General features: G+C 69.0%; 13 protein-coding genes and 1 tRNA gene. 4 read left to right on the top strand and 10 right to left on the bottom strand.

Annotated elements, in window-relative coordinates; genetic code table 11:
- Positions 1-139: 139 nt before the first annotated feature.
- Entirely contained in the window at positions 140-1,060 is a 921-nt protein-coding gene (locus ACFVJ3_RS42170; protein WP_378457720.1) for a DUF3105 domain-containing protein, read from the top strand.
- Positions 1,053-1,763, top strand: coding sequence for a DUF305 domain-containing protein (locus ACFVJ3_RS42165; RefSeq protein WP_378457719.1), 711 nt, complete (start codon positions 1,053-1,055; stop codon positions 1,761-1,763). Before ACFVJ3_RS42170 ends, ACFVJ3_RS42165 begins: the two co-directional genes overlap by 8 nt.
- Before the next feature lie 9 nt (positions 1,764-1,772).
- On the opposite strand, the gene ACFVJ3_RS42160 is transcribed toward ACFVJ3_RS42165, so the two are convergent.
- Positions 1,773-4,175 carry a phosphoketolase gene (locus tag ACFVJ3_RS42160; RefSeq protein WP_378457718.1) on the bottom strand — a complete coding sequence of 801 codons (2,403 nt, stop codon included), beginning with the start codon at positions 4,173-4,175 and terminating at the stop codon, positions 1,773-1,775.
- A gap of 166 nt (positions 4,176-4,341) precedes the next feature.
- Here ACFVJ3_RS42160 and ACFVJ3_RS42155 point away from each other — a divergent pair.
- Positions 4,342-4,417, top strand: a tRNA-Arg gene (locus ACFVJ3_RS42155).
- Positions 4,418-4,628: 211 nt separating this feature from the next.
- Entirely contained in the window at positions 4,629-5,789 is a 1,161-nt protein-coding gene (locus ACFVJ3_RS42150) for a N(5)-(carboxyethyl)ornithine synthase (RefSeq protein ID WP_378457717.1), read from the top strand.
- 13 nt (positions 5,790-5,802) lie between these two features.
- Here ACFVJ3_RS42150 and ACFVJ3_RS42145 read toward each other — a convergent pair whose 3' ends face one another.
- From ACFVJ3_RS42145 to ACFVJ3_RS42105, 9 genes are all read right to left on the bottom strand, one after another.
- The gene (locus ACFVJ3_RS42145; RefSeq protein ID WP_378457716.1) at positions 5,803-7,461 is read right to left on the bottom strand and encodes an AMP-binding protein; all 1,659 of its coding nucleotides are present in this window, start codon (positions 7,459-7,461) and stop codon (positions 5,803-5,805) included.
- 53 nt (positions 7,462-7,514) lie between these two features.
- Positions 7,515-8,303 carry a RhlG family 3-oxoacyl-ACP reductase gene (locus tag ACFVJ3_RS42140; RefSeq protein ID WP_378457715.1) on the bottom strand — a complete coding sequence of 263 codons (789 nt, stop codon included), beginning with the start codon at positions 8,301-8,303 and terminating at the stop codon, positions 7,515-7,517.
- Between the two features lie 11 nt (positions 8,304-8,314).
- Positions 8,315-9,298, bottom strand: coding sequence for an NADPH:quinone oxidoreductase family protein (locus ACFVJ3_RS42135; RefSeq protein WP_378457714.1), 984 nt, complete (start codon positions 9,296-9,298; stop codon positions 8,315-8,317).
- A gap of 35 nt (positions 9,299-9,333) precedes the next feature.
- Positions 9,334-10,434, bottom strand: coding sequence for an acyl-CoA dehydrogenase family protein (locus ACFVJ3_RS42130; RefSeq protein ID WP_378457713.1), 1,101 nt, complete (start codon positions 10,432-10,434; stop codon positions 9,334-9,336).
- The gene (locus ACFVJ3_RS42125) at positions 10,431-11,621 is read right to left on the bottom strand and encodes an acyl-CoA dehydrogenase family protein (RefSeq protein WP_378457712.1); all 1,191 of its coding nucleotides are present in this window, start codon (positions 11,619-11,621) and stop codon (positions 10,431-10,433) included. Before ACFVJ3_RS42125 ends, ACFVJ3_RS42130 begins: the two co-directional genes overlap by 4 nt.
- Positions 11,622-11,626: 5 nt before the next feature.
- Positions 11,627-12,376, bottom strand: coding sequence for a 3-oxoacyl-ACP reductase FabG (gene fabG, locus ACFVJ3_RS42120; RefSeq protein WP_378457711.1), 750 nt, complete (start codon positions 12,374-12,376; stop codon positions 11,627-11,629).
- Positions 12,377-12,398: 22 nt separating this feature from the next.
- Positions 12,399-13,433 carry a phosphotransferase family protein gene (locus ACFVJ3_RS42115; RefSeq protein ID WP_378457710.1) on the bottom strand — a complete coding sequence of 345 codons (1,035 nt, stop codon included), beginning with the start codon at positions 13,431-13,433 and terminating at the stop codon, positions 12,399-12,401.
- Positions 13,426-14,208, bottom strand: coding sequence for an SDR family oxidoreductase (locus ACFVJ3_RS42110; protein ID WP_378457709.1), 783 nt, complete (start codon positions 14,206-14,208; stop codon positions 13,426-13,428). The genes ACFVJ3_RS42115 and ACFVJ3_RS42110 overlap by 8 nt, the downstream gene beginning before the upstream one ends.
- Position 14,209: 1 nt before the next feature.
- A partial coding sequence (locus ACFVJ3_RS42105) for an acyl-CoA dehydrogenase family protein (protein WP_378457708.1) occupies positions 14,210-14,410 on the bottom strand: 201 nt, incomplete at its 5' end.

Here is a 14,410-nt window from a genome sequence, read left to right as displayed (position 1 = left end):
GGCGAGCGTGGCCGCGGCCACTCTCCCAGGTTGCGCTCAGGGTGGGAAAGTACAGTGGTGTCGCCCTGAGTCCCGGCCCTCAGCTTCCGGTTACCGGGGGTCGAGCGCCCGTAACCCACACACCGAAAGATCACAATCGATGCCAAGCGGTTCGGAAAGTCGCGGTCCCGATAAGAACTCGGGCGCGAAGTCGGCGAAGGCCATCAAGGCCGCCAAGAAGAAGAGCGGCGGCGCGAAAGTCTCGGGCGGCGTATCCGCTCCGCGGAACATTCCGTGGCTGACGATCGGCGCCGGAGCGGCCGTTCTCGCACTCGTGGCGATCCTCGCGATCAACCTGGTCCCCAAGTACCAGGCCAAGGAAGAAGCCGCGAAGTACGCGCCGAGCGCCGAGAATCCCGACCCGTCGGTCAACATCGACGGCGTCCTCAAGGTCGACTACCCGGCCGGCATCCACATCCAGCCGACGCAGCGCGTCGCGTACGACCAGTCGCCTCCGTTCGGCGGCCCGCACGACGCCATCTGGGCGACGTGCACCGGCACGGTCTACCCGAACGCGATCCGCACCGAGAACGCCGTCCACTCGCTCGAGCACGGCGCCGTGTGGATCGCCTACAACCCGGACGAGCTGTCCGCCGACCAGGTCGAGACGCTGAAGAACAAGGTGGACGGCGAGACGTACACGCTGCTGTCGCCGTACCCGGGCCTCGACAGCCCGGTCTCGCTGCAGTCGTGGGGCCACCAGCTGAAGCTGGACAGCGTCGACGACGAGCGCATCGACCAGTTCATCACCGCGCTGCGGATCAACAAGAACACCTACCCGGAGGTCGGCGCGAGCTGCTCGTCCATCCCGGGCTCCGGTTTCGACCCCGACAACCCGCCGCCGTTCGACCCGAGCGCACCCGGCGCGGACGCGGTCCCGATGGACGGCGGCGGCATCAGCCCCGACCAGTCGGAATCCGGTGGTGCGGGAGCGCAGCTGCCCAGCGGCATGCAGCTCCCGAGCGACCTGCAGCTGCCGTCCGATCTGCAGCAGGCGCCGGCCGAGGGCGGCAATGGCTAGTTCTGCCGAACCCGCAGACGAACCAGCCCCCTCCCGGCCCAGTCAGCGCACAGCGCTCCTGGTCATCGGGTTGATCGGTGCCATCGCCCTCGGATTCGCGCTTGGGTTCCTCGCCCGGCTCCCGCTCGAGGACTCCGGCGCGCCGGTTCCCGAGGCCGGTTCCGTCGATGTCGGTTTCGCGCAGGACATGAGCGTGCACCACAGCCAGGCGGTGGAGATGTCGGCGATCGCGCTGGCGGGCGCTACCGACCCGGCGGTGCGCGGCCTCGCGTACGACATCCTCACCACACAGCAGAATCAGCTCGGGCAGATGCAGGGCTGGCTCGCGCTGTGGGATCAGCCGGCGCTGCCGTCCGGCGGCTACATGGGCTGGATGGAATCCGAGCACTCCGACGGTCACGACCACGGGTCCGCCGACAGCGGGCACATGGGTTCGATGTCGAAGATGCCGGGCATGGCGTCCTCGGAGGACATGGCCGCGTTGCGTCAGGCCACCGGTCCGGCCGTCGACGTCCTGTACCTCCAGCTGATGCTGCGTCACCACCAGGGCGGACTCCCGATGATGGAGTACGCGGCCCAGCACGCGTCGGAAGACGCGGTCCGCTCTCTCGCGCAGACGATGGTGGACACTCAGCAGAGCGAGTCGACGGTGATGACGAACATGCTCACCGCGAAGGGTGCCGCTCCCCTCCCGATGAACTGACCTCCGGCCTCACGACCACGTCCAGTCGTGCACCTCGGGCATGTCCTCGAGGTGCGCGACGACGTATTCGCCGTGCCTTTCGAGTTGCCGGAGGCAGAAGTCGGCCAGTTCGCCGGCACCGGACGGTTCTCTGCGTGTGCGTCGCAGCGCCTCGAGGACCAGGTGATATCGGCTCATCCGGTTGAGCACGACCATGTCGAACGGTGTGGTCGTGGTGCCCTGTTCGCTGAAGCCGCGAACGTGGAACCGGTCCGGGGCGGGACGTCCGTGGATCAGCTCGTGGACGGCGCGCGAGTATCCGTGGAACGCGAACACCACATCCCTGTCCGCCGTGAACAGGTCCAGGAACGTGCGTGCCTCGAATCCGTGAGGATGTTCGGTGGGTGTGAGCAACCCCATCAGGTCGACGACGTTGACCACCCGCGTGACCAGGTCCGGGGTGTGTTCGCGCAGCAACTGCGCCGCGGCGAGGATTTCCTGGGTCGGGACGTCCCCGGCGGCCGCGAGCACGACGTCCGGGTCGGCGCCCGCCGCGGCTTCCGTCCCCGCCCACTCCCACACCGACGCCCCGGCCGCACAGTGCGCGTGTGCCTCCGCCAGGGTCAGGTACTGCAGGTGCGGCTGCTTGTCGACCACGATGAGATTGACGTGGTCGGTGCTGCGGAGGCAGTGGTCGGCGATCGACAGCAGGGTGTTCGAGTCCGGTGGAAGCCAGATCCGGACGACGTCCGGCGCGAGTGGGATGACGGCATCGATCATGCCCGGCCCCTGATGAGAGAACCCGTTGTGGTCGTTGCGCCAGCAGGTGCTGGTCAGCAGGACGTTCAGCGACGCCACCGGCGCCCGCCACGGCAGATCCACCGCGTGCTGCAGCCACTTCGTGTGCTGGACGAGCATCGACACACTCACCATCGCGAACGCCTCGTAGCTGGCGAACAGCCCGTGCCGCCCCGACAACAGGTACCCCTCGAGCCATCCCTCGCAGAGGTGCTCGCTGAGCACTTCCATCACCCGGCCGCGGGCCGAGAGTCCGTCGTCGTAGTCGGTGACCGGCAGCTGCCAGCAGCGGTCGGTCACCTCGAACACGGCGCCCAACCGGTTGCTGGACGTTTCGTCCGGACAGAACAGCCGGAAGTAGCCACCGCCGTCGGGCGTGGTGGTGGCGGCGTACAGGTCGCGGAGCAGTTCCCCGAGCACCCGGGTGGTCTCGTGGTGGGTGGTGCCGGGCTTCTCGATCGCGAGCGCGTACTTCTCCAGCGGCGGCACGGGAAGATCCGCACGCAGGCGGCCGCCGTTCGCGTACGGCGACGAACCCATCCGCTTGTCGCCCTGCGGCGCCAGCCGCTCGAGGTCCGGGACGAGTGCGCCGGCCGAGTCGAACAGTTCGCCCGGGCCGTACGACCGCATCCACTCCTCGAGTTGACGCAGATGCGCCTCGTTGGTCCGCACCCCCGACAGCGGAACCTGATGGGCCCGGTGCGTGCCCTCGACGAGCACGCCGTCGACGGTGCGCGGACCGGTCCAGCCCTTCGGGGTCCGCAGGACGATCGCGGGCCACTTGGCGGCGCCCCGCCGGCCGGCCCGCGCCTCCCGCCGAAGGTCGGAGATCGCGGTGTGCGCGTCGGTCAGGGCGTGATGCAGCGCCGGGAAGACCTGCCGCGGGTCGTCGCCGGAGACGACGACCGGCGCCCACCCCTGACCGCCGAGGAACGCCTCGATGTCCGCGTCGCTGCTGCGACCGTAGACGGTGGGTCCGGCGATCTTCGCTCCGTTGACGTGCAGGATCGGCAACACCGCTCCGTCTCGTTCCGGATTGAGGAACGCGGGGAGCTTCCACGAACCGGACAGGGGTCCCGTCTCGGCCTCGCCGTCTCCGATTACGCACGCCACCAACAGATTCGGGTGATCGAACGCCGCCCCGGCGGCATGCGCGAGGGCGTACCCGAGCTCGCCGCCCTCGTGGATGCTGCCCGGTGTCTGCACGCTGACGTGACTCGGGATGCCACCCGGCGTCGAGAACTGCCGGCAGAGCCGGTGGATACCCGCGGCGTCGCGGGACACGCCCGGATACACCTCCGAGTACGTCCCCTCCAGGTATGTGGCGGCAACGAGCGCGGGACCACCGTGCCCGGGACCCGTCACGTAGAGACAGTCGGCGTCGGTCCGGCGGACGAGACGGTTCAGCAGCGCGTAGATCATCGACAGACCGGGACTCGTCCCCCAATGCCCGAGCAGCCGGGGTTTGATGTGCTCGGGGCGCAGCGGCTCACGCAGAAGCGTGTTGTCCTGCAGGTAGATCTGCGCGACCGTCAGATAGTTGGCAGCCGCCCACCACCGCAGGTCCAGATCGAGGTCGGACTCGGAATAGTGCCCGTCGGAGTCCTTCGACCCAATCTGCCGTCCATCGGTCATTCTCGACCCCTCCCCGAGAGTTCGCGAGCGTCCACGTCCTCCCGACAGTAGGCGTGTCCGGGCCGCTACCGGGGCGAGTCCAGGAAGTAGGGGGACCGATTTGGTCGATCCCACTACCCATGCGCTACGATTGGCCAGCCCAATCGGCACACCGGTTTTCCGGTGCGCCCCCGTAGCTCAGGGGATAGAGCGTTCGCCTCCGGAGCGAAAGGTCGCAGGTTCGAATCCTGCCGGGGGCACCACGAGAAACTGCGTCGCCTGTCGCGGCGCAGCCTTTCTCTCTGGTGCTACCAGTCTTCCCCGAGTGATCTCCTCGGGCTTTGTCGAGAGCTGCAGCCGCGCCGGCCGATGCCGCGCCCATCGATCGAACGCTGGCCTCCTCCATTGCGGGTTCCGCGGCAACAACTCTCTGCCGAAGACTCTCTCCGGCAGTGTCGACCAAGGGACACCCCTGTGCAGCAACACCGCTCTCATCCACTCACCCTCGGCGTAGTCGCGCGCTCGAGCAAAACCGACGAACGCCGGCTCCCGATCCACCCGCTCCACTTCGACCGGATCGACCCCGACCTCCGTGGCCGCATCCATCTCGAGTACGGCTACGGCGAGCCCTTCGGTGTCTCCGACGAGCAGCTGGCCCTGTCGGTGGGAGGTCTGCGCACCCGGGAGCAGCTGATCGAGCACTCCGACGTCCTCCTGCTGCCTAAACCCCTCGCGAAGGATCTGGCGGATCTGCGTGACGGCCAGATCCTGTGGGGGTGGCCGCACTGCGTTCAGGACACGGAGCTCACCCAGGTGGCCGTCGATCGCCACCTCACGTTGATCGCGTTCGAGGCCATGAACCACTGGAGCGTCGAGGGGTCGTTCCAGCTCCATGTCTTCCACAAGAACAACGAACTCGCCGGATACAGCTCGGTGCTGCACGCCCTGTCGATCGCGGGTTCGACCGGCGACTACGGCCGCCGCCTCCGCGCCGTGGTCCTCGGCTTCGGCGCCACCGCCCGCGGCGCCGTGACCGCGCTGAACGCCCTGGGCATCCACGACGTCCACGTCGTCACGCAGCGCGGGGTCACCGCCGTGAGCTCGCCGATCCACTCCGCGGAGATCGTGCAGTTCGATCACGACGACGCCGATCCGCGCCGCAGCCACGTCACCACGGACGAGGGCCGGATGCCGCTCGCCGGGTTCCTCGCCCGGCACGACATCATCGTCAACTGCGTCCTGCAGGACACGGAATCGCCGCTGACGTTCCTGATCGACTCGGACGTCGAGACCCTCCTGCCCGGCAGCCTCGTCGTCGACGTGTCCTGCGACGAGGGAATGGGCTTCAGCTGGGCCCGGCCCACGTCGTTCGCCGATCCGACATTCATGATCGGTGAGAACACCCGCTACTACGCGGTCGATCACAGCCCGTCCTACCTGTGGAATTCGGCGACCTGGGAGATCAGCGAGGCCCTGCTCCCCCATCTGGGGACGGTCCTCGACGGACCCGCCGCCTGGGACCGCAGCGACACGATCCGGCGGGCCGTCGAGATCCGCGACGGAGTCGTGCAGAACCCCAGGATCCTGTCGTTCCAGCACCGCGCGGCGGAGTACCCGCACGCGGTCGTCGCCTGATCGACCGGACGGCTCAGGCCGGGGCGCCGCGGCGCATTTCGCGGCGGAGGATCTTTCCGCTGGCCGTCTTGGGCAGTTCGTCGACGATCTCGACGCGCCTCGGGGCCTTGTAGCTGGCCAGCCGCTCCCGGCAGTACTCGACGAGGTCGTCCGTCTCGGCCGTCTGCCCGGGGCGGAGGCTGACGAACGCGGCGACGGTCTCGCCGCGGTAGCTGTCCGGCTCGCCGACGACGGCGGCCTCCCGGACCGCCGGGTGCCGGTACAGCACGTCTTCGACCTCGCGGGGCCAGACCTTGAAACCAGATGCGTTGATCATGTCCTTCTTGCGATCGACGACGTACACCCAGCCCTGGGCGTCCATGAATCCCACGTCGCCGGTGAGCAAGCGGCCGCCCGGCAGCGACTGCGCCGTGGCGTCCGGTTTGTTCCAGTACGCGGGCACGACCATCGGCCCGTCGACGACGATCTCCCCGACCTCGAGCGGGTCGAGGTCGTGCCCGTCCTCCCCGACGATCCGGATCACGGCGGAGGGAAGGGGCAGGCCGATCGCCAGCGTGCCCGACGACGGATCGACCGGGGCCTCCAGGTTCGGCGGGACGACGACGCACGGCGCGCTGGTCTCGGTGAGCCCGTAGCCGTTGCGGATGTACTTTCCGGTCAGCTCCCGGAACCGTTCGACGATGGCAGGGGGCAGCGGGGCGCCACCGGACATCACGGCCTCCAGTGAGGCGAAGCGCTCACCGGAGAAGTCGGGGTGGGCCATCAGCGCCATGTAGGCGGTGGACGGGCCGACCATGAACACCGGCTGCTCCCGCTCGAGGGCGTCGAGCACGACCCCAGCGTCGAACCGGTACGCGAGGATCAGCGGCGACGCCAGGTCGATCGCGGTGAGCAACTGGCACACCATGCCGGTGATGTGGAACAGCGGTGCGAGCGCGAAGATCGGCGAACCGGCGGGCTTGCCCTCGTACAGGCGCAGGATCGAACTGTTGACGGTGAGATTCCGGTGGGTGTTGGTCGCTCCCTTGGGGACTCCACTCGTTCCGGACGTGTAGGACACGAGTGCGATGTCGTCCGGGACCAGCCCGGGATCCGGCACGTCGGCCCCAGCACGTGCCCGGGCCACCTCGAGCAGGTCCGGCACGCCCTCGGCGCGCACCCGGGTCACGCCCCCGAACACCCGTGCGTCGTCTGACGTCTGGATGTCGAGTTCGCTCGCGGTCAGCGCGATCCGCACACCCGCGGCGGACGCCCGCTCCGCCACCCGATCGGCCCATGCGTTCTCGCTGCACACGATCGCGGTGACTCCGGCGTCGGTGAGGATGTGGGAGAGCTCGTCCCGGTACATCGGGTTCAGCGGGACGACGACACCACCTGCCTTCCACGTCCCGATCAACACAAGCACGAACTGCGGGATGTTCTGCAGGTAGATCGCGAGCCGATCGCCCTTCCCGAACCCGTTTTCGGTGAGGTAGGCGGCCACACCGTCGCTGAGTTCGTCGACCTCGCGGTAGTCGAGGGTGCCTCCGAGGTACCGGATGGCCGGCGCGTCCGGGGCGGATTCGACCGCGGCCGAGAACATGTCGAGCGCTGTCCGGGCGGGGATCTCCCCCACTGAACGCGTGTTCTCGTCGTACCGGTCCATCCAGGGCCTGTCGTCGTACCAGCTCATCGCCGCCGTACCGCCTCTCGCTCGTTCCGTGTTCCGACTGTGTGCCGCGCTGTTCAGCGTGTTCCCGAGATCCCGCCGTCGACGGGGACGACGATGCCGGTGAGGTATGCCCCGGCGCGCGAGGAGAGGAAGATCGCCGTGCCCGCGACGTCTTCCGGTGTGCCGACCCGGCCGAGCGGCACCGACCCCTCGACCGCCTCCTTCCGCTCCGGGTCGTCGAGGATGAACGCCATCATCTTGCTCGGAAATGGTCCCGGTGCAATGGCATTGACGGTGATCCGCTCGGCCGCCAGCGTCGCGGCGAGCTTGCGGGTGAGCAGGTGGACCGCGGCCTTGCTCGCCCCGTACGAGAAGTTGTCGGTGCCCGACACCACGAGTCCGTCGATCGAGCCGATGTTGATCACCCGGGCGGGGTCACCGTCCGTCGCCGCGGCCCGCAGACTCGGCAGCAACGCCTGGGTGAGCATGAACACGCCCTTGACGTTGATGTCGAAGATCTTGTCGAACCCGGCGGCGGGGAACTCGTCGATCGGCGCACCCCACGTCGCTCCGGCGTTGTTCACCAGGACGTCCAGCCGGGGCGAGACCTCGGCGACCCGTGCGACGAGGCCCTCGATCCCCTCCTCGGTGGATAGGTCGGCGGGGTGTGGGTGACACGTCCCCGGCCCGGCGGCGGACAGTTCGGCCGCGGACTTCTCACACGCCTCCGCCTTGCGGGCGGAGATGATCACGGTGGCCCCGGCCTCGACGAATCCCTGCGCGATCATCCGGCCGATACCCCGCGAACCTCCGGTGACCACCACGGTCTTGCCTGCGACGTCGAACAGTGAACCTACGTCCATGTGCGTTCCCTTCAGGGTTGGAAGACGAGACGGCCGACGGTGCTGCCGTCACCGAGCCGGCCGAGGCCATCGGCCACATCCGCGAGCGAGAGCCGCTCGCTGATGAGCGGCTTGATCGCACCGGAATCGGCGAGACGGGTCAGTTCCTCGTGACAGTCGGCGATCGCCTGCTGGTTGTACTGCTTGTACAGACCCCAGTGCAGTCCGATGATCGAGTAGTTCTTGATCAGGGCGTGATTGAGACCGGGTGTCGGGATGGTGCCGCCGGCGAAGCCGATGATCAGGATCCGGCCTTCGAACGCGATGCACTTGGTGGACTTCGCGTAGGCGTCGCCCCCGACCGGATCGTAGACGACGTCCGCGCCGCGTCCTCCGGTGAATTCCTTGACCAGCGGAACGAAATCGTCGGTGTGCCGGTCGATGACCAGATCCGCCCCCAGCCGGCGGCAGTACTCGACCTTGTCGGCGCCTCCGACGACACCGATCACCTTCGCTCCCGCGGCCTTGCCCAATTGCACTGCGGCGCTGCCCACTCCGCCCGCGGCAGCATGAACGAGCAGGGTCTCCCCCGGCTTCAGTTGGGTGCGCCGGTGGAGGGCGAACCAGCTCGTCTGGTAACCGATACTCAACGCCGACGCCTCGGCGTCGTCGAGCGCGGACGGGGCGGCGAACGTGTTGGCCTCGTCCATCACCGCCAACTGGGCGAATCCGCCGCCGGGCAGGTTGGGGTTGCCGATCACCCGGTCGCCGACGGCGAAGCGGGTGACGCCGTCCCCGACCTCCAGCACTTCACCGCACAGCTCGACTCCGGGTGTGAACGGCAGCGGCGGCTTGATCTGGTATTCGCCGCGGCACAGCAGCACGTCGGGGAAGTTCGCCGGGGCGGCGAGAACCTTCACCAGCACCTGGCCGGGGCCTGCCGTCGGGTCCGGGACCTCCTCGAGTTGCAGCGCGGTGCGCGGCTCGCCGAGTTCGTGGACACGCCATGCCTTCATGGATTGCTTCCTGACTGTCGGTGGTGTGGCTCGGGTTACGCGGGCAGGTCGATCAGGTCGGCGAGGCGCGCGCGGTGACGGTACGCGGTGCCGAACGCGAGCTGATCGCTCTTCGCCCTCTTCAGATACAGATGTGCGGGGTATTCCCACGTCATACCGATGCCGCCGTGCAACTGGATGCACTCCTCGGCGGCGTGGACGGCGACGTCGCTGCAGTACGCCTGCGCGACGGCAGCCGCGACCTCGGCGTCCGCGTCGCCCCGGGCGGCGGTGTCCGCGGCGTAGCGGGCCGCGGCGGCCGCGGAGGTGACCTCGAGCCACAGGTCGGCGAGGCGGTGCTTGATCGCCTGGAACGACCCGACGGCGCGGCCGAACTGGGTTCGCTCCTTGACGTACGCCAGGGTCGTCTCGAAGCACCACTGCGCCAGCCCGAGCTGCTCGGAGGCGAGCAGTGCGGCGCCGACGACGAGGGCCTCGCGGACCGCCGCCGCGGCGTTGTCCTCGTCGATGCGGATGGACGCGGCGGCGTCGAACGCGACATCCGACAGTGGCCGCGTCATGTCGAGCGTGAGCACCGGCGTGACCGTGACGCCGGCGGTGCCCGCGGGCACCGTGTGCAGTTCGAGTCCACCCGGACCCAGGGCGGGCACGATCAGGATGTCGGCCTCCGAGACCCCCGCGACACTGGTCACGGTGCCGGTCAGGGAGTCGCCCTCCCGGCGCACGGTCGGGGCGAACAGGCCCGGTGCGGTCGCGAGCCCGACCGTGAGTGCACCGGTGGTCGTCCCGTCGGCGAGTCCGCCGACCGTCTTCGTGTCTCCCGCCTTCAGCAGCGCGACCGTCGCGAGTACGGCGCTGGAAAGGTACGGGACGGGCGCCACGGCACGTCCGATCTCCTCCATGACCACCGCGGCCTCGCGTGCGCTCGCTCCGGCGCCGCCCAGGTCCTCGGGCACGAGCAGGCCCGCCAGTCCGAGTTCGACGGCGAGGGATTTCCATACTCCGGAGAAGTCGGCGGGTGCCCGGTCGTACGCCCCGACCACCAGTTCCGGTGGGCAGCGGTCGGCGAGGAGGCGGCGGAGGGAGTCGCGCAGGGCGTCTTCCGTGTCGGAGTACAGCAGATCTGCGGTGCTCATCGGGGCAGGTCCTTCCAGGCGATGTCCTTGTCGACGCGGTGCTCCGGCGGGAGGCCGAGGACGCGTTCTGCGATGACGTTGCGCAGGATCTCGGACGTGCCGCCCTCGATCGAGTTGCCTTTCGCGCGCAGGTACCGGTAGCCGGGTTCGCGGCCGGTGAAGTCGACCTTGTCCGGTCGGCGCATGGTCCAGTCGTCGTACCGCAGCCCTGCCTCGCCGTGGAGTTCGATGTCGAATCCCGAGATGGTCTGCGCGAGCCGGGCGAAGGCCAGCTTCAGGCCGGATCCCTCCGGGCCGGGTTGCCCGGCCTCGAGTTGTTGCCGCAGGCGCTCCCCGGTGAGCCGCGCGACCTCCGCTTCGACCCACAGCCGGAGCAGTTCGTCGTGCATCGCGGGGTCGCGGAGTTCGGGTTGCTCCCGCCAGGCCTGGGCGACCGGACCGATCATCCCGCTCTCGCGGGCGGCCGCGGAACCGCCGATCGCCACCCGCTCGTTGTTGAGGGTCGCGGTGGCCACCCGCCAGCCCTGTCCCTCGTTGCCGAGCCGATCGGAATCGGGAATGTGGACGTCGGTGAGGAACACTTCGTTGAACTCGGCCTCACCGGTGATCTGCCGCAACGGCCGGACGTCGATACCGGGATCGGTCATGTCGCACAGGAAGTAGGTGAGCCCGGCGTGCTTGGGCACGGTCGGATCCGTCCGGGCCACGAGGATGGCCATCTGCGCGTTCTGCGCCCCCGATGTCCACACCTTCTGCCCGTTGACCGTCCAGCCGTCACCCTCACGGACCGCTCGCGTCGCGACCGCCGCCAGGTCGGAGCCCGCCCCCGGTTCGCTGAACAACTGGCAGTAGATGTGCTCGCTGGTGAAGATCGGCCGAAGGTACTTCTGCTGTTGTTCCTCGGTGCCGAACGCGGCGATGGTCGGCGCGGCCATGCCCAATCCGATCCCGTTGCGGCCCTTCGCCGGACCGGGCGCTCCGGCGGCCGCGAGTTCGGCGTCGACCTGCGCCTGGAAGGTCTGCGGCAGCCCGAGTCCGCCGCGTCCCGGCGGGAAGTGGACCCACGCGAGGCCGGCGTCGAACCGGGCCCCGAGGAACCCGGTCGGATCCGACAGGTCGTTCTGTTCGACGAGAGTCACGACGCGATCGCTGAGGTCGCGTGCGATCGCCTGTTCGTCAGTGGTCATGTTCCTCAGTCCTTCGGTCCGCCGGCCACGTAGATCACTTGCCCGGACACGAATCCGGCACCCTCACTCGCCAGGAACGACGCAGTGTTGGCGATGTCCTCCGGCTGCCCGACGCGGTTCACGGGGATCTGCGACGCCGCCGCCTTCTTGAAGTCTTCGAAGCCGACGCCCATGCGTTCGGCGGTGGCGGCGGTCATCTCGGTCTCGATGAAGCCGGGCGCGATCGCGTTCGCGGTGACGCCGAACTTGCCCAGTTCGATGGCGAGGGTCTTGGTGAAGCCCTGCATGCCGGCCTTGGCCGCGGAGTAGTTGACCTGCCCGCGGTTGCCGAGCGCGGACGTGCTCGACAGGTTCACGATGCGGCCGAACCCGGCGTCGACCATGTGCTGCTGCACGGCCCGCGACATCAGGAACGCACCGCGCAGGTGCACGTTCATGACCGCGTCCCAGTCGTCGACCGTCATCTTGAACAGCAGGTTGTCGCGGGTGATCCCGGCGTTGTTGATCAGAATCGTCGGGGCACCGAGTTCGGTCGCCACCCGCTCGACCGCCGCGGCCACCGACGCCTCGTCGGCGACGTTCGCACCCACGGCGAGTGCCCGGCCGCCGGTGGACTCGATGGCGTCGACGGTTGCCGCGCAGGCAGACTCGTCGAGGTCGAGCACGGCCACCGCGTCCCCGTCGCTCGCCAGTTTCTTCGCCACCGCGGCACCGATGCCCCGTGCCGCGCCGGTGACGATTGCCGTTCTCTTCATGAAGTTCTCCTTCGTCGTTCGATCAGATTCCGGCCCGGGCGGCGATGTCGCACGCCTTGGCCACGAGGTCGTCGATGCGCTCGACGGTCGGGGTTCCCGCGGCCGCCTTGTTCTGCGGTTCGTCCCGCGCGCGGCGCATGACGCCCTCCGCGATGACCGCGACCTTCCAGAGGCCGAGGACGTGCCAGAACGCCAGGGCTTCCGGGTCGCGCTTGGTCTCGTCGAGGTACACCCCGGCAATCTCCACCCGGTCCGGGAATCCGTCGAGGGTGGACGCGGGGAAGTCGCCGCCGGTGGTCTCGCCCGGCTCCGGCCAGTACGCGAGCAGGCTGCCGACGTCGGCGAGCGGGTCGCCGAGAGTGCACAACTCCCAGTCCAGGGCCGCGGTCACCTCCCCGGTCTCGTGGGACGTAATGACGTTGCGCAGATGGAAGTCGCCGTGCACCAGTGTCAGTTCCCGCTGCTCCGGCACCGAGGCGGCGAGCCGCCGCGTCAGGTCGTCGAGGGCGGGCAGCTCGCGGGTCTTCGACTTCTCCCACTGACCCGACCACCGCTTGAGCTGACGCTGCGCGTACGGCTTGTGACTGGCCAGGTCGGACAGCCCGGTCCGGTCGAGGTCCACCGCGTGGATCTTCGCCAGCGTCCGCGGCAGCGACAGACCGATCGCCCGGCGACGTTCCGGGGTCAGGGACTCCGCGATCGACATGCGATCGACGACCTGTCCGTCGACGAACTCCATCAGCAGCAGCGGTACCTCGGTCACCTCCGGGTCGTCGGTGAGCCCGAACACCCGTGGGGTGGGCACCGCGGTGCCCTCGAGGGCGGAGAGGATCCGCGCCTCGCGGGCGACGTCGTGGGCCGACGCCAGCAGGTGTCCGAGGGGTGGGCGCCGGAGCACCCACCTGCCACCCGCCCGGTCTTGGACCAGGTAGGTGAGGTTCGACTGGCCGAGTCCGATCCGGTCGAAAGTCAGCGGTCCGGCACTGTCGATACCGAGCGTGCCGAACCAGCGGCTCACGGCCTCGGTGTCGATGCCGACGACGTCCACGCTAGACACCGAGCTGGGCCCCCTGCCGGAACGGGACGGCGTCGCCGAGCAGTTGACCGCCGTCGATCACCATGGTTTCGCCGGTGATCCAGCTCGCGGCATCGGAGACGAGGAAGGCGACCGCGGCCGCGATGTCCTCGGGTTCGCCGATCCGCCCCAGCGCCGTGGACGCCGACACGGCCTGCTCGTGTTCCTTCCAGAGCGCCTCCGCCAGCTTGGTCCGCACCACACCCGGAGCGACGGCGTTGACCCGCACCTTCGGCGAGAGTTCCAGTGCCAGTTGCTTGGTGACGTGAATCAGTGCGGCCTTGGACGCGTTGTACAGGCCGATGTTCGCTTCGAAGGCCATGCCGCCGATCGAGGCGGTGTTGACGACGGCCCCGCCGTGCTCGCCCATCCACGCCTTCGTACCGAGCCCGGTCCACAGCACCGGCGCCCACACGTTCACGTCGAAGGTCTTCGCGAATCGTGCGTGGTCCTGGTCGATGATCGGCCCGAACGAAGGGTTCGTTCCCGCGTTGTTGACCAGGATGTCCAGGCTGCCGAAGCGTTCGAGGGTGATGTCGATGCAGCGCCGGGCGGCCTCTTCGTCGACGGCGTGGGCGGCAATTCCGATCGCGGTGCCCCCGACCTCGGCCGCGGCGGCGTCGGCCGATTCCTGCGACCGGGACGTGAGCACCACGTTGGCGCCGGCGGCCGCGATGGCCTGGGCGACGGCCAGGCCGATGCCCCGCGAGGCGCCGGTGACGATCGCGGTGCGTCCGGTGAGGTCGAGTCCGGCCATGTCAGCTCACCGCAACCTTGTGTCCGTTGGTGGAGGCGCTGACGGCGGCGTCGCGGTACTGCCGGAGTTCCTGCCGCGCGATGGCACGCTTGTGGACCTCGTCGGGACCGTCCGCCAGGCGCAGCGTGCGCAGGTGCGCCCAGGCCATGGCGAGCGGGAAGTCGTCGGTGACCCCCGCCCCACCGTGCACCTGAATCGCCCG

This window comes from Rhodococcus sp. NPDC127593 (genome assembly GCF_042671975.1).
Lineage (GTDB): Bacteria > Actinomycetota > Actinomycetes > Mycobacteriales > Mycobacteriaceae > Rhodococcus_F.
This window is presented reverse-complemented; position numbering and strand designations above follow the sequence as displayed.

Bases quoted from the DNA above. Each gene is read 5' to 3' on its own strand.
- ACFVJ3_RS42135 (WP_378457714.1), bottom strand. From the start codon at position 9,298: ATGAAGGCATGGCGTGTCCACGAACTCGGCGAGCCGCGCACCGCGCTG.
- ACFVJ3_RS42125 (WP_378457712.1), bottom strand. From the start codon at position 11,621: ATGACCACTGACGAACAGGCGATCGCACGCGACCTCAGCGATCGCGTC.
- ACFVJ3_RS42160 (WP_378457718.1), bottom strand. From the start codon at position 4,175: ATGACCGATGGACGGCAGATTGGGTCGAAGGACTCCGACGGGCACTAT.
- ACFVJ3_RS42140 (WP_378457715.1), bottom strand. From the start codon at position 8,303: ATGGACGTAGGTTCACTGTTCGACGTCGCAGGCAAGACCGTGGTGGTC.
- ACFVJ3_RS42130 (WP_378457713.1), bottom strand. From the start codon at position 10,434: ATGAGCACCGCAGATCTGCTGTACTCCGACACGGAAGACGCCCTGCGC.
- ACFVJ3_RS42110 (WP_378457709.1), bottom strand. From the start codon at position 14,208: ATGGCCGGACTCGACCTCACCGGACGCACCGCGATCGTCACCGGCGCC.
- ACFVJ3_RS42165 (WP_378457719.1), top strand. From the start codon at position 1,053: ATGGCTAGTTCTGCCGAACCCGCAGACGAACCAGCCCCCTCCCGGCCC.
- ACFVJ3_RS42145 (WP_378457716.1), bottom strand. From the start codon at position 7,461: ATGAGCTGGTACGACGACAGGCCCTGGATGGACCGGTACGACGAGAAC.
- fabG (WP_378457711.1), bottom strand. From the start codon at position 12,376: ATGAAGAGAACGGCAATCGTCACCGGCGCGGCACGGGGCATCGGTGCC.
- ACFVJ3_RS42170 (WP_378457720.1), top strand. From the start codon at position 140: ATGCCAAGCGGTTCGGAAAGTCGCGGTCCCGATAAGAACTCGGGCGCG.